Source organism: Clostridium sp. MB05, assembly GCF_046581255.1.
GTDB lineage: Bacteria > Bacillota > Clostridia > Clostridiales > Clostridiaceae > Clostridium.
On the sequence record NZ_CP174370.1, the window covers coordinates 2,917,304 to 2,936,789 of the forward strand.

18 protein-coding genes are annotated in these 19,486 nt (G+C 27.7%); 3 read left to right on the forward strand and 15 right to left on the reverse strand.

Annotated elements, in window-relative coordinates; genetic code table 11:
- Positions 1-135: 135 nt before the first annotated feature.
- Positions 136-780 carry a flavin reductase family protein gene (locus ACH36K_RS13650; protein WP_411168164.1) on the forward strand — a complete coding sequence of 215 codons (645 nt, stop codon included), beginning with the start codon at positions 136-138 and terminating at the stop codon, positions 778-780.
- Between the two features lie 83 nt (positions 781-863).
- Positions 864-1,730 (forward strand): 50S ribosomal protein L11 methyltransferase, encoded by an 867-nt coding sequence (locus ACH36K_RS13655; protein ID WP_411168165.1) that lies wholly within the window; start codon positions 864-866, stop codon positions 1,728-1,730.
- Positions 1,731-1,756: 26 nt separating this feature from the next.
- Here ACH36K_RS13655 and ACH36K_RS13660 read toward each other — a convergent pair whose 3' ends face one another.
- The 4 genes from ACH36K_RS13660 to glsA all read right to left on the reverse strand — a co-directional run bounded on the left by ACH36K_RS13660 (position 1,757) and on the right by glsA (position 6,617).
- Positions 1,757-2,302, reverse strand: coding sequence for a lytic transglycosylase domain-containing protein (locus ACH36K_RS13660; RefSeq protein WP_411168166.1), 546 nt, complete (start codon positions 2,300-2,302; stop codon positions 1,757-1,759).
- Between the two features lie 10 nt (positions 2,303-2,312).
- A complete protein-coding gene (gene coaE, locus ACH36K_RS13665; protein ID WP_411168167.1) occupies positions 2,313-2,915 on the reverse strand; it encodes a dephospho-CoA kinase in 603 nt (200 codons plus the stop codon).
- Positions 2,916-2,931: 16 nt separating this feature from the next.
- On the reverse strand, positions 2,932-5,544 hold the full coding sequence (gene polA, locus ACH36K_RS13670) for a DNA polymerase I (RefSeq protein ID WP_411168168.1): 2,613 nt from the start codon (positions 5,542-5,544) through the stop codon (positions 2,932-2,934).
- Positions 5,545-5,699: 155 nt separating this feature from the next.
- On the reverse strand, positions 5,700-6,617 hold the full coding sequence (gene glsA / locus ACH36K_RS13675; RefSeq protein ID WP_411168169.1) for a glutaminase A: 918 nt from the start codon (positions 6,615-6,617) through the stop codon (positions 5,700-5,702).
- Positions 6,618-6,791: 174 nt separating this feature from the next.
- On the opposite strand from glsA, the gene ACH36K_RS13680 reads away from it, so the two are divergent.
- Positions 6,792-8,024 (forward strand): aminopeptidase, encoded by a 1,233-nt coding sequence (locus ACH36K_RS13680; RefSeq protein WP_411168170.1) that lies wholly within the window; start codon positions 6,792-6,794, stop codon positions 8,022-8,024.
- A gap of 63 nt (positions 8,025-8,087) precedes the next feature.
- Here ACH36K_RS13680 and ACH36K_RS13685 read toward each other — a convergent pair whose 3' ends face one another.
- The 11 genes from ACH36K_RS13685 to ACH36K_RS13735 form a co-directional block, all read right to left on the reverse strand.
- A complete protein-coding gene (locus ACH36K_RS13685; RefSeq protein ID WP_411168171.1) occupies positions 8,088-8,552 on the reverse strand; it encodes a DUF3284 domain-containing protein in 465 nt (154 codons plus the stop codon).
- A gap of 301 nt (positions 8,553-8,853) precedes the next feature.
- Positions 8,854-9,018: a small, acid-soluble spore protein, alpha/beta type gene (locus ACH36K_RS13690; RefSeq protein ID WP_411168172.1), complete on the reverse strand. Its 165-nt coding sequence runs from the start codon at positions 9,016-9,018 to the stop codon at positions 8,854-8,856.
- A 110-nt stretch (positions 9,019-9,128) separates the two neighbouring features.
- A complete protein-coding gene (locus ACH36K_RS13695; protein WP_411168173.1) occupies positions 9,129-10,346 on the reverse strand; it encodes an NADP-dependent isocitrate dehydrogenase in 1,218 nt (405 codons plus the stop codon).
- 171 nt (positions 10,347-10,517) lie between these two features.
- Positions 10,518-11,558 (reverse strand): YeiH family protein, encoded by a 1,041-nt coding sequence (locus tag ACH36K_RS13700; RefSeq protein ID WP_411170707.1) that lies wholly within the window; start codon positions 11,556-11,558, stop codon positions 10,518-10,520.
- A 93-nt stretch (positions 11,559-11,651) separates the two neighbouring features.
- Positions 11,652-12,557, reverse strand: a complete 906-nt coding sequence (locus ACH36K_RS13705; RefSeq protein ID WP_411168174.1) for a LysR family transcriptional regulator — start codon at positions 12,555-12,557, stop codon at positions 11,652-11,654.
- Between the two features lie 57 nt (positions 12,558-12,614).
- On the reverse strand, positions 12,615-12,905 hold the full coding sequence (locus ACH36K_RS13710; RefSeq protein WP_411168175.1) for a hypothetical protein: 291 nt from the start codon (positions 12,903-12,905) through the stop codon (positions 12,615-12,617).
- 132 nt (positions 12,906-13,037) lie between these two features.
- A complete protein-coding gene (locus ACH36K_RS13715) occupies positions 13,038-14,468 on the reverse strand; it encodes an amino acid permease (protein ID WP_411168176.1) in 1,431 nt (476 codons plus the stop codon).
- A 288-nt stretch (positions 14,469-14,756) separates the two neighbouring features.
- Positions 14,757-16,055, reverse strand: a complete 1,299-nt coding sequence (locus tag ACH36K_RS13720; RefSeq protein ID WP_411168177.1) for an NCS2 family permease — start codon at positions 16,053-16,055, stop codon at positions 14,757-14,759.
- A gap of 303 nt (positions 16,056-16,358) precedes the next feature.
- Positions 16,359-16,847, reverse strand: coding sequence for a tRNA (N6-threonylcarbamoyladenosine(37)-N6)-methyltransferase TrmO (gene tsaA, locus ACH36K_RS13725; RefSeq protein WP_411168178.1), 489 nt, complete (start codon positions 16,845-16,847; stop codon positions 16,359-16,361).
- Between the two features lie 546 nt (positions 16,848-17,393).
- Positions 17,394-18,737, reverse strand: coding sequence for an RICIN domain-containing protein (locus ACH36K_RS13730; RefSeq protein ID WP_411168179.1), 1,344 nt, complete (start codon positions 18,735-18,737; stop codon positions 17,394-17,396).
- Between the two features lie 323 nt (positions 18,738-19,060).
- Positions 19,061-19,399: a hypothetical protein gene (locus ACH36K_RS13735; RefSeq protein WP_411168180.1), complete on the reverse strand. Its 339-nt coding sequence runs from the start codon at positions 19,397-19,399 to the stop codon at positions 19,061-19,063.
- Positions 19,400-19,486: the final 87 nt, after the last annotated feature.

The following is a 19,486-nucleotide window of genomic DNA, read 5'->3' on the forward strand; positions in this document are numbered from 1 at the left end:
TATGTTGACTTGGAGCGGAGCGACGGAATAAGTAAACTTACATATGTCCACTTTTTTATTTAAAATCTTGTTTATATAAATAATTATAAATATATGCTATAATCCTAAAGAAAATATTTTAAAGGGGAGATACTATTGAATAAAACTGATTTTAAAGGTAGTGTTGTTTTAAATCCTGTTCCAGTTGTACTAATTACTTCAAGAAATAAAGATGGTAAAGATAATGTATTTACAGTTGGTTGGACTGGAACTATATGTACCAAACCTCCAATGCTTTCTATATCAATTAGACCTGAAAGATTATCTTATGAATATATATCAGAGACAAAAGAATTTATCGTTAATATGCCTTCTTCTAAAATGGTTAAAGCTGTTGATTATTGTGGAGTAAAGCCTGGTAGAAAGTTTGATAAAATAAAAGATATGGGCTTTACCATGAAAGAAGGTGCTAATGTTAACGTTCCTTACATAGATGAATGTCCTGTTGCTATAGAGTGTAAAGTAAAGGATATAATCAAACTTGGTACACATGATATGTTTATAGCTGAAGTTGTTGGTTCACATATAAATAACAATTTAATAGATGATAAAGGCAAAATCCATTTTGAAAAGGGTGATTTAATTTCCTATTGTCATGGGGAATACTTTAAACTTCCTCAAAATGCTATAGGCTCCTTTGGATTTTCTGTAGCTAAAAAGCCTAAAGAAAATAATAAGAAAACTTATTCAAATACAAGAAGCTCCAAGAAAAAAACTTTAAAACCTACTAGAAGAAAGTAAAAATTAAATGCTTTCCTTGACATAAATTAAAAATCTATCTATACTCTATAATGTTACAATTAATTAAATTGGGGGATTAAACTATGTTTATACTAACCTATAAAATTAAATTTGAAGAACTGGATGAAAAAATTGAAATATTACAAATAAATGATATCTTCAATGTATTTTATGAAAGTCCTTTGGAAATAACCACAGATGAATATGGTTATGGTTATTTAGAGAAACCTGTAGACACTATCGATATTAAAGTTGCCTATGAATTAGATGATGCTAATTTAACTTTATTTAAAGAAAATGTTTCATCACTTTTAGAAACAGATTGTATAAGTTTTGAAGAGGTAAATTATGATTATGAGAATTATGATTTACCTGCAGTTCATATAAATGATAACTGGGTTTTAGCCTCTCCTGATGAAGTTATAAATGATAAGAATAAACATAAAATCACTTTTATTTCTCAAGGTGCATTTGGTACTGGCTTACATGAAACAACAAAGGATTTACTAAATATAATCTTAACTAAAATTGATTTATGTAATAAAACAGTATTGGATATAGGAACTGGCTCAGGAATTTTATCAATTGCATCTGCAATTATAGGAGCAGCTAAAGTTACTGCACTAGATATAAGAGATGTAAAAGAAGAAGTTGAGTTAAATGCTTCATTAAATGGATTATATAATGTTGAAGTTTTAGTTGGTAATGCTTTGACTGAAGAAGTTGAGATTAAAGATAAATATGATTGGATTTATATAAATATAGGTGGAGAAGAAACTGAATTGTTTATGGATTTTATAAAAACCCATTTAAATAACAATGGTAATCTTCTTGTATCTGGATTAGTCGAGTGGAGTTTTGACAAAGTTAAAAGCATTGTAGAAAGCTACGGATTTGAATTAGAAAAAAAATATCAAACCAATGAGTGGATAACTGCTACATTTAAATAAAAGATGCACCAAAATAGGTGCATCTTTTATTTATTATATAAGTATTTATATATGTTATAATTTGCTTTTACTTTATCAACATATTTTTTAGTTTCTGGAAATGGTATATAATTTAAACTTTCTCCATCTGAAGAATACTCTTCATCACTTAGCCACTTATTAACATTCCCACTCCCACCATTATATGCTGCAAGAATTAAATCTAAATTATCAAATTCCTTTTCTAATGCTTTTAAATACCAACATCCCATTCTTATATTTAATTCTGGATCAAAAAGCATAGATGGCATAAAATAATTAATTCCTATTTCCTTTGCCGCCCACTGTCCTGTAGTATCCATTATTTGCATTAACCCTTTAGCCTCTCTTTTAGAAACTGCTTCTTTATTAAAATCACTCTCTGTTTTAATAACTGCTAATACAAGATATGGATCTATTTCATATTCCTCACTATACTTATTTACATACTCAGTATATTTGTAAGGATATACATAGTTTTTCATTATTAATGTTATTCCAAAGTAAGTAATTAATATTACAATTAGAATAGTTACTATACGCTTAAACTTCATTATTTTCTCCTTACTTACTAATTACCTTTAAAAATCCCATAACTTTATCTACCTGATTTTTAGTTTTTATTAAATCTCCATTATTATCAATAACAATATGAGCATATTCTTTTTTTCTATCTAATGATATTTGCGCATTTAATCTATTTATAGCTTCGTCCTTTGATAGCCTATCTCTATTTTTTAATCTAATTATTTGTGTATTGTTATCAACCCAAACTACGATTATATAATCCATATATTGATGAAGATTATTTTCTATTAAAGTTGGTGCATCAAGTATCACCATAGACTCTCCATTTTTCTCATATTCCTCTAAGCTTTTAAAAATTTCTTCTTTTATATATGGAATTATTATATCCTCGAATTTTTTTCTTTGCTTTGGAAACCTAAAAATATGATTTCCAAATTCCCTCCTTCTAAATTCCCCTCTCCAATCGAAAAAACCTGATCCAAATTCTATATTTATTTTATCTAGAATTTCAGGGTACTTAATAAGGACATCTCTAGATATTGTATCTGCATCAATTATTTTAAAGGCCTTATCACTAAGCATCTTTGAAACAGTACTCTTACCTGAACCAATTCCTCCTGTTAACCCTATTTTAATCATTTTCAGTTAAGCCCCCTTACTTAGCCTCATACCATGTTTTACCTATATTAATATCTACTTCAAGAGGCACTTTCATCTCCAAAACATTTTCCATTTCTTCTTTTACTATTTGTTTTACCTCTTCAAACTCTTTTTCTTTAACATTTAATATAAGTTCATCATGAACTTGTAATATTATTTTACTTTCTAATCCTTTTTCTCTTAGCTTATTATAAACCTTAACCATAGCTAATTTTATTATATCAGCTGCACTTCCTTGAATAGGTGCATTCATTGCCAATCTTTCTCCTAAAGCCTTAACAATTCTATTTGAAGACTTAATTTCTGGTATAAATCTTCTTCTATTTAAAATTGTTAACACATATCCTTTTTCTTTCGCTTCTTCAATTGCACTATCTAAATATCCTTTAATTTTAGGGTATCTATCAAAGTAAATCTCCATATATTCTGAAGCCTCTTTTTTAGTTATGTGTAAATCTTGAGAAAGACTAAAATCACTTATTCCATAAACTATTCCAAAGTTTACAGCCTTAGCTCTACTTCTCATTAATGATGTTACTTCATTTAATGGTACTTTAAATACTTCAGATGCTGTTTTTGTGTGTATATCACTATGATGATTAAACGCATCTATCATATTTTCATCCTTTGACATATCAGCAAGAACCCTTAATTCTATTTGTGAATAGTCACAAGATAATAAAATATCATTTTCCTCATTAGGTATAAATACCTTTCTTATTTCTCTTCCCATTTCATATTTTATAGGAATATTTTGAAGGTTAGGCTCTGTGCTTGATAATCTTCCTGTAGTAGTTACAGTTTGATTAAAACTAGAATGTATATGTCCATCATTATCTATAACATTCTTAAGGCCTTCCACATAAGTAGAATTAAGTTTTGTTATTTGTCTATAATAAGTTATTTTTGGTATTATTTCATGCTTATCTTGAAGTTTTTCTAAAACCTCTGCATTAGTTGAGTATCCTGTTTTTGTTTTCTTAATTACAGGTAAATCTAACTTTTCAAAAAGTATTTTTCCTAATTGCTTTGGAGAATTTATATTAAACTCCTCTTCTGATAAAGCGAAAATTTCTTTTTCTGTTCTAGTAATCTCCTCTTTAAATTTAACTGCTAAATCATCCAGCATATTTTTATTTATATTAAATCCTAAAGATTCCATTGAAGAAAGAACAAATATTAATGGGTGTTCAACTTCATAATAAAGTTCATCCATTTTTTCTTCTTGAATCTTTTTCTTTAATAACTCATAAATATCTTTTAGCTTAAAGTTTATCTTTCCTTCTAATAATTCTTTATCACCACTTATGTCTTGACCTAAATATTCATTTATTAATATTAACAAATCATATGATGACCTTGCTGAGTCTATTAAGTAAGCAGCTATTGCAGTATCAAACTCAAACCCCTTTGTAACAATGCCCATTTTATTTAATATGGTAACTAAAGACTTTCCATCATGAATTACTTTTTTTAGGGATTCATTTTCCATAATTTCTTTTAAAGCTAAACAAGCTTCATTAGAATTAGAATTTTGAACTTCTTTAAAATCAACTAAATATACTTTACCATCGTTTGATAAATAAAAGTTCTTTAATTCTATTTCTGAATATTTTCCACTATTTATTGATTCATAAGTAATATAGCATATATCTTTTAAGACTTTTGATAAATCCATTAACTCTTTAGAATCTTTAATTGTAATTAAATCTAACTCTTCTTCTTCTATGTTTAGCTCTTCATTACTTTCAGGAAGTTTATCTAACATTGACTTCATTTGAAGTTTGAAAAATAATTTTCTTAATCCATCTTTATCGTAAGATTCTTGACTTTTTATCTCTTCTAAGTCGAACTCTATAGGCACTTCTGTAATTATGGTAGCTAACTTTTTGCTAAATATAGCTTGCTCTCTAAAATTCTCTAGATTTTCTTTTAATTTTTTCCCACTAATATTATCTATATTCTTTAATACTTCTTCTACAGAACCATAAGTTTGAATTAATTTATAAGCAGTCTTTTCTCCAACTCCTGGAACTCCAGGTATATTGTCTGACTTATCACCCATAAGACCCTTAACATCTATAAATTGAGTTGGTGTAACTCCAAAGTCCTCAACAAATTTTTTATAATCATATATAGCTGTCTCAGTAACACCTTTTTTAGTTATTACCACGTGTATATTTTCTGAAGCTAATTGAAGTGCATCTTTATCTCCTGTAACTATGTAAACTTCAATTTCGTTTTTCTCAGCATATTTTGCAAGAGAACCTATTATATCATCAGCTTCAAATCCATCAATTTCATATTTACTTATAGCCAATAAACCTAAAAGTTCCTTTACAATAGGAAATTGTTCAGCTAGCTCTTGTGGCATTTTCTTTCTTCCAGCTTTATAATCTTCATATTCTTTATGTCTAAAAGTTGGTCCTTTTTTATCAAAAGCAGCAACTATATAATCAGGCTTTAACTCTTCCTTCATTTTAAATAGCATATTTGTAAACCCATAAACTGCATTTGTATGAATTCCATCTGTAGTTGTTAATTCTGGAACTGCATAAAATGCCCTATTTAAAAGTGAGTTAGAGTCTAAAATTAATAATCTTTCCATATCTTCCTCCAATTAAGGAATTAAATCCTTAAAGCTTTGTTTAATATAAATTATACTATTTTTACAATAACAAATCATTACATTTTAATTAATAAATAAATTTGTTTTCCTTATAAAAATCTCCACATTTCAATATATTAATTCATATATAAATATTAAAAAATACTTAAATCTAATTCTTCAGATAAATCTTTAATTGCATGTAGTCCTGATATACTATTTCCCTTTTCATCTAGAGATGGCCCATATATCCCTATTCCATATTTTCTTGGAGCAGCAGCAAGAATTCCTCCACCAACTCCTGACTTTGCTGGTATACCAACATGAACTGCAAATTCTCCTGATGCATCATACATTCCACATGTCACCATAATAGTTTTTACGATTCTACACACTTCTCTAGACATAATTCTTTCATTAGTCCAAGGTATAACCCCATCATTTGCAAGAACTGAAGCAAATCTAGCTAAATCCCTTGCAGATACTTCTATTGAACATTGTTTAAAATATAAATCTAATATTTCTTCTACATCTCCATCTAATATACCTGTGCTTTTCATAAAATATGCTAAAGACCTATTCCTATTTCCAGTTTCTTTTTCTGATAAATAGACTCTTTCATTTACATATATATCTTTATTGTTAGTTACAGTTCTTATAAATTCTAAAATCTTATCTAGCTTTTCATCAACTGTTTTTCCGTCTATTAAAGAAGTTGTTACAATTGCACCTGCATTTATCATTGGATTATATGGTCTTACTCTATCTCTAACTTCTAAGTTAACTATTGAATTGAAACCCATACCCGTAGGTTCTACATTTACCTTTTTAAAAACATTATGCCTTCCATTATCTTTAAGAGCTAAAATCAAAGTAACAACCTTTGATATACTTTGAATTGTAAACTTTGTATCACATTCTCCTGCATAATATTCTTTTCCATTTAAATCAACTATACATATTCCTAAATCATTAGGATTTGCTTCTAATAAAGCTGGAATGTATGATGCAAGCTTTCCATCTTTACCGTATTTTCTATTTTTATCAACTAATGTATTTAATAAATTAAACACTAATATCACCTCTTACTATCTTTAGATTATCCTACCTTTATAACTAAGTATTTCTATTATATTAATAATTATTATTATACACAAGGTAATTTATACCTCTATATTTTTAACTAGACTATTTTACTATATTATGTAAGAATAAATAGTATAAAATTAAAAAACTGAGGTGATTTTATGGATATGAAAAATATGTTACAAAAATATGCAATGTTAGCTGTGAAAAAAGGTGTTAACTTGCAAAAAGATCAAGTTTTACTTGTCAACTCACTAGTTGAATGCTCAGACTTTGCAAGAGCCATTGCTGAAGTTGCATACAAAGAAGGTGCAAAAGAGGTTATAGTTCATTATGCTGATCAAAAGCTACAAAGACTTAAGCTTGAGTATGCTTCTGTTGATACTTTAAAAGAAGTACCAAACTGGATATCTGAATCCTATAATTCTTATGCTAGAGAAGGATGTGCTGTTATATCTATCTCAGCTTTTGATCCTGATGCCTATAAAGGAATACCAATGGAAAAAATATCTATATTCCAAAAACATCGTCAACTAGCGTTAAGAGAGTACTACGATTATTCTATGGCAAATAAAATACGTTGGACTGTAGTATCTGCTCCTACTGAAGCGTGGGCATTAAAAGTATTTAATGATTCTAACTCTGAAGAAGCTATAGCTAAGCTTTGGGATGTTATATTTAATGTTGTTAGATTAGATAAAGAGGATCCAATTAAAGCTTGGGATGAACATAATAGCAATATAGACAAAAACTTAGAATTTTTAAATTCTAACAAGTTTGAAAAGCTTCACTTTAGAAACTCTAAGGGTACCGATTTAACTATAGAACTTCCTAAAGAACACATTTGGCTTGGTGGTTCAGAAAAATGTTCTTCTGGAATAGATTTTAATGCTAATATGCCAACTGAAGAGGTTTATACACTACCTAAAAAAGATGGAGTTAATGGTACTGTAGTGTCATCAAAACCTTTAAGCTATGGTGGAAACCTAATAAATAACTTCTCTCTTACTTTTAAAGATGGTAAAGTTGTTGACTTTACTGCTGAAGAAGGATTTGAATCTTTAAAAGAATTATTATCTAGTGATGAAGGAGCAAGTTATTTAGGCGAAGTTGCTTTAGTTCCATTTGATTCTCCTATTTCGAACTCTAACTTAATTTTTTACAATACCTTATTTGATGAAAATGCTGCTTGTCATTTAGCCTTTGGTAAAGCTTATCCAACTTGTATAGTTAATGGAGAAGATTTAAGCACAGAGGATTTATCTAAAAAAGGAGCTAACGACTCTATAATCCATGTAGACTTTATGGTTGGTACAGATGATTTAGATATATTAGGATATACTTCTGATAATACTGAAATTAAAATATTTACTTCTGGAAATTGGGCATTTTAATTTTACTAATATTTTAACTCTTTAACAAAAAAGCTTCAGTCAAAATTTTGACCGAAGCTTTTTTTATTCTTCTTCACCTTTGGAAATATTATTTCTTCTGTTTCTTCTTTCAATTTCCTCTTCTAATGCCCCTTTTATACCTTCCATCTTAGCTTTTATCTTCTTTCTTGCAGTAATTTTTTGAAAGAACAAAGCTACAGCAGATGAAAATGCGTAAATTTCTTGCTTTTCATTTAAAACTATCTCTGTAGAGTCTAAGTCTATTTCATTAAATATATACTTTGAAACATACTTATCATTATTTATTGTATTTGTTACTTCATATAATTTATTTTTCTCATACCCAGTTATACTAGTTACCATTTCTATCTTTTGTTTTCCTACATTTTTTATAACTTTCTTATAACTAACTTCTGTAGGATTTTTATCATTAAATTTAGGCATTTGCTTTTTATTTAAATCTATAAATACTTTGAATACCCTTTCTATAGGTTTATTAACTACAATACTTCTAGTGTAATCACTCATTTGAATCCCCCTCTTTATACCTTATATTAATAATATTATTACATTTTTTCTAATAAATTTCTATAAGAAAGTGGAAATATATAAGTTTACTTATTCCGTCTCTTCGCTCCAAGTCAACGTAAACTTATATATTTTCACTTGAAAACTGAAGAGAAGAAAGGAAAGCATAAAACAAATCTACTTTTTCACATTGAATTATTAAAATCCTTATATAGTTACATTTTCAAAACTTTAAATTTTTATACTTTCCTAATTATAAAAAAATAAAAGGATATTCTCCTTTTATTTTTTTATAGAAATTTTAATGTTTATCTTCAGATCTTGGCTTATTTTTTCCAAGCTTTCTAGATTCCTTAGAGTACCCAACTTCATCAGCTACTTCTACTTGCATTTTCTTTAATTCTGTCCTAGTTTTTTGCCCTGACTTCTTATTTTTCTTTGAATTTTTATTATTCTTATGTGCCATATAAAAACACCTCCTTGTCTTAAATATATTTTAAGCCAATTAACTGTTTTTATTCTAAGCAATATTTTAAAATTCAAGTTAATAATACTAGTATATTTTATTATTACAATTTAATTATTTTTATAAAATTTTTCTAATCTTTTTCTTATTTCTTTTATAAAATCATAAGAATTTGTAACTGTTATATTTTCTATGTTTGAAAGAATAGCTAAATCCTTTGTCATATATCCCTCATTAATAGTTTGCAGAGAAGCTTTTTCTAAATTATTTGCAAATTGAACTAATTCATCTATATTATCAAGTTCTCCTCTTTTCCTTAAAGCACCTGACCAAGCAAATATAGTTGCTATGGAGTTAGTAGAAGTTTCTTTGCCTTCTAGGTGATTATAATAATGTCTTTGCACAGTTCCATGTGCTGCTTCATATTCATAATAACCCTCTGGTGAAACTAATACTGATGTCATCATTGCAAGAGATCCAAAGGCTGTAGCAATCATATCACTCATTACATCACCATCATAATTCTTACATGCCCATATATACCCACCATTTGATTTAATGACCCTCGCTACTGCATCATCAATTAATGTATAAAAATACTCTATATTTAATTCTTTAAATTTATCTTTATATTCCTTATTAAATATTTCTTCAAAAATATCCTTAAAGGCGTGATCATACTTTTTAGAAATAGTATCTTTTGAAGAGAACCATAAATCTTGCTTTGTATCTATTGCAAAGTTAAAGCAACTTCTTGCAAAACTTTCTATAGATTTATTTAAGTTATGCATTCCAAGAACTACTCCATCTCCATTAAAATTATGAACAAGTTCTCTTTTTTCCTCTCCATTTTCATTAGTATAAACTAACTCAACTTTTCCTTTGCCTTCTATTTTCATTTCAACATCTTTATAAACATCTCCATAAGCATGTCTTGCAATTGTAATAGGCTCTGTCCATGTGCTTACATAAGGTTTAATAGAGTCTACTATTATAGGCGCTCTAAATACTGTTCCATCTAAGATAGCTCTTATAGTTCCATTTGGACTTTTCCACATTTCCTTTAAGTTATATTCTTTAACTCTTTCTGAATTTGCTGTAATAGTTGCACACTTTACTCCAACACCATATTTTTTTATTGCTTCTGCAGCTTCTACTGTAACACTATCATTAGTATTATTTCTATATTCTAATCCTAAATCATAATATTCTGACTTTAAATCTATAAATGGAGTTAAAAGCTCCTTCTTAATCATGCCCCATAGAACTCTTGTCATTTCATCCCCATCCATTTCAACTAATGGTGTTTTCATCTTTATTTTATTCATTTTTAGCCCCCCAAGTGTATAATTTAAAAGTAATTATACATTATAACCTTCTATTTTACAATTATATTTAAATATATAAAACTAATATAGTTCATAATGCAATAAAGGTATAGCAAAAATTGCTATACCTTTATAATCTTATTTTTTACTTAATAGTATTTATATATAGTTTTAGAATAAGAATGAAATAAGAGTTACAGCGAAAATTACTTGGCAAACCCCTACAGTACCTCCATAAAGCATTGCCTTTGGTCCTTCTTTTACTAAATCATTTATTTTCACTCTCATTCCTATACCTGCAAGGGCTATTATTTCAAAATTGCTACTAATCCATTTAAAACTAGATGATATAAATTGAGGTACTAGCCCTATAGTATATAATATACAAATTATAAAAAATCCATTAATAAACCATGGAATATTTATTCTTCTCTTTTTCTTTGATTTATTTTCAATTCTTTCTTCATTTTCACTTATTTTACTATTATTTTCTTGATTATTATTTTCTTTAGAAAAATCTATTCTTTCATAAACTAAAACAACTGCAACTAATAATATTATTCTTATTATTTTAAAAACAGTTGCTAATTTTACAACATCATCTGAAATAAATTTTGCAGAACCTATTACTTGTCCTACTGATTGTAGAATTCCTCCTATTAAAGCTGATGTGTGCAGTGCTTCATTATTATATAAAAAAGCTGTTAAAAAAGGCAATGAAATCATCATTATAGTTCCTATGACATTTACTATAGTTATTGCTATTACCTTATCAGAATCATCTGCATCAATAACAGGAGCTGTTGCACCTATAGCTGATGATCCACAAACAGCATTTCCTGATGCCATAAGTAAACAATACTTTCTATTAAATTTAAGTTTTCTCCCTATCCAATATGCTGCTGTAATTGTTAATGTCATTTGTATTATTATAAATATAAGTCCATTAAATCCAAGCTTTAATATTTCACTTAAGTTTAAATTGGCCCCCATAAGTACTATAGAATAGTTTAAAAGATCTTTTTCTGCAAACTTAGTTCCACTATCATATTTATTTCCTTTAAATATAGTATTTCCAACTAATATTCCAATAAATATGGCAAAAGTTGCAGCTCCTACTGTAGAAAATTTTTTACCTAACGCCTGAGAAATAATACCTATAACTAGACAAATTATTAATCCTGGCAATATACCTTTTACTTTTTTCACTATATGTTCACTCCTAAATATATAAATTAAATCATTTGTTTTCTAGACTAATTATAAATATTATTAATTAAAAGTTAAACTATTATTATTTTATTATTATGATAAGTAATTACTTATATATGAATATTTCTTCTTGGCATAATCTATAAATATTCTCATATTATTTGAAATAAATTTATCCTTATGCATTATAAAATATAAATCTCTCTCAATTTTTCCTTCCTCTAATCTGAAGTAAAATAATTTTCCAAGGTTTAAATTATCTTCTATTGCCCTATAAGATATGCACCCTACACCTAAGTTAGCTTCAACAGTTCTTTTTATTGCTTCTGTATTTCCTAGCTCTAAAAAGGTATTAAAGTTTATTTTATTCTTTTTTAAAAACATCTCTGTATGCTCTCTTGTTCCGCTCCCCTCTTCTCTCATTATAAATTTTTCCCTTTCTAAGGTTTTAGCTGAAACAACATTAAAATCTTTAAGTTTATTTTCATCACCACAAATAAATACTAATTCATCCTTCCAAGCAATTTCTTTATGTATTTCATCAGAGTGGACTTCTCCCTCTACATAGGCAAAATCTATTTTATTCTCAAGTATTAGCTTTTCAATGTTTTTTGTATTTTCAATTATAAGTGATATTTCTATATCTTTAAATTTGCTTGAAAAATCTTTAATTATATCTGGTAATATATAAATTCCTATAGTTGTACTTGCTCCAATTATTATTTTCCCTTTTTTATTATCTGCAAAATCCCTAATACTTTTTACACTTTCATCATATAAATTAAGTATTCTTCTAGTATAATTTAGAAATACTTCTCCTTCATGTGTTAAAAATAATTTCTTTCCTATTCTATCAAACAGCTTTACACCCAGCTCTGCTTCTAATTCGTTTATGCTCTGACTTATAGAAGGCTGGCTTATATACATTTCCTTTGCAACCCTTGTCATATTTAAGTATATAGCAGTTTCATAAAATATCTTAAGCTTCCTAAAATTCACAATATCCTCCCCTTATTATATAATAGAAGAACTCAGCAAATGCTGAGTTCTACAATATTATTTATTATTTACATCTTCATATTCTACATCAATTACTTCTCCAACAGAATCGTCAACTTTAGTTGAATAGTCATTACTAAAATTTGTTTGAGCTCCTGAATTGTAACTAGTACTTGATGCGCTTTTACCTTTTTTATTATTGATATATCCTTTTATTTTAAAGAAAATATATAAACCTAATATAATAGGTAGCACCCAAACTAAAAGTTGCACAGCTAAAACTGTTATTACTCCTACTAGTAAAACTGTACTAACTATGTATAATCCTGTCTTCAATCCATTACTCATAATAAATCTACCTCTTTTATTTAATATTGTTATTTTTCACTACATTAAAACTATTATACCATAGCAAAAAATTATTTTCAACAAGAGATAAAATTTATTTCTTTAAAAGGTTTATTATAACTCTTAATATTATTAAGATGTAGTTTTATCTTTTCTTGCAATCTTTGGTAGTATTAACCCTAATCCTAATAATACAAATGGTGTTATTACATTAAGTGATATTCTAAACCACCAATCCTTTGAGTATAGTTCTACTCCAGTTGGGAACATACCCATTATACAAGCAAAAGCTGTAAAGAAGAAGCACCATATACCAAAGCCTAGTGCAATTTTATTATTCTTTACAAATTTATAGTCTGACTTAAACTTATCTGAATACTTCTTAAGCATAATAAATGCTAAGAATACCCATAAGTATCTTAATGGCATAACTACTGAATTAAGCTTTAGTAACCAATCAAATAATGAATTCATATCTCCAATTCCTAAAGCTGGAACTATTATTAATATACCAACTAATATAGCTGTCATTATATATCCATTAATTGGAGCCCCATACTTATTAGTTTTAGTTAATTTTCTTGGTATATAATTTTCATCAGCATCTGCAATTAAAACTTTAAGCGGAGCATCTATTGAAAATACTAACGCTGAAATTTGAGCTAACATATTTGCAATAGCATATATTATTAATAAGAAATTACCTACACCGTAATATTCCCCTAACTTTTGAAATGCATAGTATTGTCCATTCATCATTAAGTCTTTTGGAATATTATTTGCATCAAACATCATTGACATAGCTATTGATCCAAGTAAAGCTGAAACTGCAACCATACCAGCTAATACAATCATTCCTTTTGGGAATTCCTTGCTTGGATTTTTCATGTTATTTACATATGGAGAGATTTTTTCTGCTCCACCAACTGCAAATACTAACATTGATAATGTTGTAAAATATGCAAAATTAAATTGTGGCATCATTGATTTAATAGTTATATTAGTAGTAGCAGGTTCTATACCTCTTATTGCAGGTGCTGCTACCATTAGTAATATATACAACATAGACATTACGAAAACTGAAGTACCTGCAATTGTTCCAATTTTCTTTAGTGATGTAACTCCTCTAGAAGCTATCCATAGGAATACTAAGAATACTGCTAATGTTAAGCCTTGTGCTACAAGTGTATTCATTCCTTTTATAAGAGTTCCATCTTGTTTTACAGCCCAACCAAGAGCTATTAAAACAGACTGAGGTTTTTGAGCTAAATAAGGTACATGCACAACCCAATAAGTCCAACCTGCAAAATATGCAAGAGTTGGTCCCATAGTTTGTTTAATCCATGTACTTACTCCACCTTTTCCATCTTTAAAGGTTGAGCCTAACTCTCCTACCATTAAAGCATAAGGTACAAAATATAAAGCGATTATTAATACCCATGATACAACTACGGTTAAGCCTTGTGTTGCAAAATTGTTAACTACGTTACCAAATCCCCAAACAGATACAAAGGCCATTAACGCAAGGTTATACCACCTAATTTTTTTAGCGTCTTCTCCCATAACGTGCCTCCTCAATTATTAAATTACAAAAAATTAATTCCTAATAATTTTATCAATCCCAATATGTTCTCACAATATTAAAATTTTTATACTAAATATAAATTTATTATTTTGATATTTTTTTAACACTTTATTGATAATATTTTATTTTTTAATGATTATTTATATTATATTCTTATAATATAGCAAAAATTCTTATGATGTTACAAATTCCCTCATTTTTATTTATAATATTAAAAAGCTTAAGAATATTTAATAGATTATTCCTAAGCTTTTATGCTTACAGATTTATATTATAAACTTTAAAACAAATACTACTCCAACTATCACTGTTGGTATAGTTATATCTTTATATTTACCTGTAAATAATTTAATTAATATGTATGAAACAACTCCGAATACTATTCCATCCGAAATACTATAAGCTAATGGCATCATTATTATAGTTAAGAAAGCTGGAAGAGCTTCTGTCCAATCTTCTAAATCTATTTCCTTTATAGGTTCTAACATAAATAAACCTACTAAAACTAAAGCAGAACATGTTACAGCTGGAGTTATTACTCCAAATAAAGGAGCAAAGAATAAAGCAAAGGCAAACATAATAGCTGTTGATACTGCAGTTAAACCTGTTCTACCACCTTCTGCAACTCCTGATGCACTTTCAACAAAAGTACTTACAGTACTAGTTCCAAGACAAGCTCCAATTGTTGTTCCTACTGCATCTGCAAATAAAGCTTTCTTAATGTTTGGAACCTTACCTTCACTATCTAACATTTTAGCCTTTGTAGTAACTCCAACTAAAGTTCCTATAGTATCAAACATATCCATAAATAATAATGTAAATAATACTATTGCCATATCTACTGAAAATATATTATTCCATTCAAATTTCATAAACACAGAACTTATTGATGGTGGAGCACTTAAAACAGCTTCTGGAAGATGTGTTATTCCCATAGGAATACCTATTATAGCTGTTATTATCATACCTATAAATAAAGCACCCTTTATTTTTCTAGCCATTAATATTCCTGTTATAACTATTCCTATAATAGCAAGTAATGCTGGTCCATGTGTTATATCACCAAGAGAAATTAAAACCCCTTCTCCTTTAACCACAACCCCTGCTCCCTCTAAACCAATAAGAGCAATAAATAGACCTATACCTACTGAAATCGCCTTCTTTATATTGTCAGGAATTGAATCCACAATTGCTTCACGAACATTAAATAAAGTTAGTAAAATAAATATTATACCTTCTAAAAAAACTGCTGTTAATGCAAATTGAAATGAATATCCCATCTGTAGTACTATTGTAAAAGCAAAGAAAGCATTTAAACCCATTCCAGGTGCTTGAGCAAAAGGAAGGTTAGCATATAACCCTGTTATTAATGTAGCAATAACTGCTGAGACTGCTGTTGCTGTAAATACCGCTCCACTATCCATTCCTGCAGCAGAAAGTATTGAGGGGTTAACTATTAATATATAAGCCATTGTCATAAATGTAGTAACACCTGCTAAAAGCTCTGTTCTAACATTTGTTCCTTTTTCAGTTAATCCAAAGTAATTGTCTAATAAATTTTTCATCTTATCCCTCTTTCGTCTTATTTTATAATTCCCTGAACTATAATACAACATTTTTCTATAAATGCCAAGTATATATGCGAATATTTTTTTATTTTTTTAAATTATTTTTTGTGATAATATTTACATAACTTTATTTTTTGAGTAATTATAGACTTATAATTCGGGAAATTTACAATGGAATATTAATGATTTAGATAATAGAAACTTGATATTCTTACAATGATATTTAAACATTAAAAGATAATTTAATATGCTAAAAAGCCTTGTACCTAGATTATTTTCTAAGCACAAGGCTAATATAAACTATTTAAATCTATCATCTGAAAGTCTTGTTGCAACATTCTTTATATTTGATTCTAACCATCCTATTCTAACATCTGATTTAGGTACATCAAATCCTGGAACAAAAGGTTTTATATCAATTACAGGTGTACCGTCTAATACATCAATATTCTTTACAAAAATATTATTTTCATTAATTTTATCAATTTCAACAATGGAAATTCCAATATGATTCGGCCTAACTGGAGTTCTAGTTGCAAAAACTCCGTGAGTATTATCATCTAAGAATGGCTTTACAGTAAGTTTAACTTGTTCTGCTTTATGAAAATTATAAATAATTATTATATGTGAAAATCCATCTAAATCTTTTAGTCCTTCTAAATACTTAGAGTCTACTTCTATTCTACCCTTATCAGCATTATCACCAGTAGGTTGAATAGGCATGCTTTTTATATCCTTAAATTCACTGTGAATAATTCCTATAGGTTTTAAAATAATATCCTCTCCCAAAATAAATACCTCCGTTAAACATTTTTTATACCATTTTAATTATTATAACATAATTATTTAGTACTATTATTTCTATAGTTCATCATTTTCTTGTACATTTTCCTCTTTTTCTTTTCAACTTTAGTACTTGTCACTATTTTTTTATAATAGCATCGTTATTTTCTCTAATAAATAGACATACTATATTATTTATACCACCAACAAAGTTTTAATAACTATTACTCTACTAATAATTCATACTTTTAGAATTCTGATATAATATACTAACTACTTTAATAAAAAAGTTCACCTATGTAAGTTTTGCTTATTCCGTCACTTCGCTCCAAGTCATCGCAAAATTACATAGGTGAACTTCAAAGCTTAAGGAAGGAAATTATAAAAAGTTATTCACAGGGTAAACTTTTTATAATTTCCCAAAGAATAAAAAATCTCATGCACATATTATAAAAATCATGCATGAGACTTATACTTTTAAAACTTTATAAAAACATCATTTCAACCTTAGTCATAACTAATTAACAAAATGATAATAATTAAATTTCATTTTTATTCAGCCCTCTTAATATTCCAAAATTGATTTGCTGTGTTGTTATCTGAATATTGAATTAAGATAGTGCTATTGGAAGTTGAACTTCCAGGAACATCAATTATTTTGCTACTCTTCTTATTTATAAACTTATATACTCCGCCATCCATATCTTCAATTTTCCAAAGTTGATTGTCAGCACCAGTATCTGTACATTGAGATAGTTTTGCATTGTTATCTAAAGAATCATTAGTAACACATACGACCTTCCCAGTTAATCTACTTACGATTTTGTAATAACCATCTTCTGTACTAACAAATTTCCATTGTTGATTTAATTTATTATTAGGTGAATATTGAATTATATCTGTACCATCTGCATATGATTCACCTCTTACGTCCATTACTTTCTCACTAAAAATATTTTTTATAGTATAATAGGCATTACTATCAAAAGGTGTTTCTGGCGCACCATATTTAATAGTCCAACTTGATACTGTGCTTTTATTTGAGAAATCTCTTCCTTGAATAACTACCTTATCATTATAAATATTAAAAAGAAGACCTTGACTTTGTTTTATAGTACCATCATTAATCATTTTAAATGATGACGATGGAAAAAAATTCATACTTGATGTTACAGGAGCATGAGTATGACCAGTAACAAGAATACTTTGAGGATATTTACTTAAAATACTTCTAAGTTGCTGATCTTGTACAACTCCATCAGGATATGACTTATTATATCCTTGTTCTGGATAGGTATCAGATACTGTTTTAACCAAAGCTTGATGTATAAAAATAAAAATTGGTTTATCTGAACTAGCATCCTCACTAAGCTTTGTATCCAACCAGTTTAATTGAGTATCTGAAAGTGTTGCCTGATCTTTAAGATCTTGATCTGAAGCTAAAAAGATAAAATGATACCCATTAATCCATTGATCATAATACATACCTGGCATATTTGTTTTTGATAAAAATCTATTTTTCCCCTCATTATATCCTCCTGATAACCATCTAAGATCATGATTACCAGTTACATAATATGGTGAAAGTGTACTATTTGCTATATTTGTATTTACAGTTGATATTAATGAATTGTATTGAGAATCGCTTCCTGACTCTGTTAAATCCCCATTAAATATTATTGCACTACAATTATTATTTTTTGCATCGGTAATAGCATTTTTTAAATTATCTAAGTAACCATGAATGTCGGAAACTACCATGAAATTTGCTATCGGAGTATCCGTAATAGTTTCAGCCTTTACTAAATTGTTATTTATACCTGTTAAAGAAATAGGATTAAAAATTAAGAATACCGTTATTATTAAGAACACTAAAATTTGCATAAGTTTATTCATATCTAAACCTCCAATTAATTATTTATTTAGTTTTTACAAGAAAACCTCATTCCTTAAATGTATACTAAAAAACAATATAATTATGAGTTTATATTATGCTTTTTAAATAATATTATAATATTTATGTAAACTATACGCTTATAATACTCATCTCTGAGCATAAAAAAGTACACTCTATGTCAAATTTAACATAAAGTGTACTATATTTTTATATACCATTTTCATTCTTATCTACCAATCCCTTATGATTGTAATAGATATAATAAATGCTAAAGCCTCTCTATCACTTATATACGTATAGGTTATTTAATAAAACTTAAATTTTATAAATATAAATTTGTCAGAACACTTACAATCATCAAAATAGGTATAATTGAATTAAGAATAATTCCCCGAATTGCTAAAGTCTTTTTATATTCCTTCTTAAAGAAGGACATAATTCCAATTGCTAAACCTATAATATTAATTAAGAAAAATATATTCATTGCAATATATATTTTTATGTTTATGTTCTTGTCATATGGAATGAGCAAAAATATCTCCATCATCATAGTTATTATAAATATTCCAGCAATCCCAATTATCGGTATAAAACTAATTGATAATGATAAAAGTTCTAATTTGTGATTTTTCAATTTTACTTTATTCTGGTTACTTTTCATACTATCAACTCCATTCTTAGATTATAAAAAAATAGTTCTAAACATTATATTCTGCAAAATATTTACTATTCCTTCACATATCGACAA

What these genes read in the sequence shown, in the direction of transcription:
- ACH36K_RS13655 (WP_411168165.1), top strand. Translation starts at nt 864, where the DNA reads ATGTTTATACTAACCTATAAAATTAAATTTGAAGAACTGGATGAAAAA.
- ACH36K_RS13660 (WP_411168166.1), bottom strand. Translation starts at nt 2,302, where the DNA reads ATGAAGTTTAAGCGTATAGTAACTATTCTAATTGTAATATTAATTACT.
- coaE (WP_411168167.1), bottom strand. Translation starts at nt 2,915, where the DNA reads ATGATTAAAATAGGGTTAACAGGAGGAATTGGTTCAGGTAAGAGTACT.
- polA (WP_411168168.1), bottom strand. Translation starts at nt 5,544, where the DNA reads ATGGAAAGATTATTAATTTTAGACTCTAACTCACTTTTAAATAGGGCA.
- ACH36K_RS13680 (WP_411168170.1), top strand. Translation starts at nt 6,792, where the DNA reads ATGGATATGAAAAATATGTTACAAAAATATGCAATGTTAGCTGTGAAA.
- ACH36K_RS13685 (WP_411168171.1), bottom strand. Translation starts at nt 8,552, where the DNA reads ATGAGTGATTACACTAGAAGTATTGTAGTTAATAAACCTATAGAAAGG.
- ACH36K_RS13690 (WP_411168172.1), bottom strand. Translation starts at nt 9,018, where the DNA reads ATGGCACATAAGAATAATAAAAATTCAAAGAAAAATAAGAAGTCAGGG.
- ACH36K_RS13695 (WP_411168173.1), bottom strand. Translation starts at nt 10,346, where the DNA reads ATGAATAAAATAAAGATGAAAACACCATTAGTTGAAATGGATGGGGAT.
- ACH36K_RS13710 (WP_411168175.1), bottom strand. Translation starts at nt 12,905, where the DNA reads ATGAGTAATGGATTGAAGACAGGATTATACATAGTTAGTACAGTTTTA.
- ACH36K_RS13715 (WP_411168176.1), bottom strand. Translation starts at nt 14,468, where the DNA reads ATGGGAGAAGACGCTAAAAAAATTAGGTGGTATAACCTTGCGTTAATG.
- ACH36K_RS13720 (WP_411168177.1), bottom strand. Translation starts at nt 16,055, where the DNA reads ATGAAAAATTTATTAGACAATTACTTTGGATTAACTGAAAAAGGAACA.
- ACH36K_RS13730 (WP_411168179.1), bottom strand. Translation starts at nt 18,737, where the DNA reads ATGAATAAACTTATGCAAATTTTAGTGTTCTTAATAATAACGGTATTC.
- ACH36K_RS13735 (WP_411168180.1), bottom strand. Translation starts at nt 19,399, where the DNA reads ATGAAAAGTAACCAGAATAAAGTAAAATTGAAAAATCACAAATTAGAA.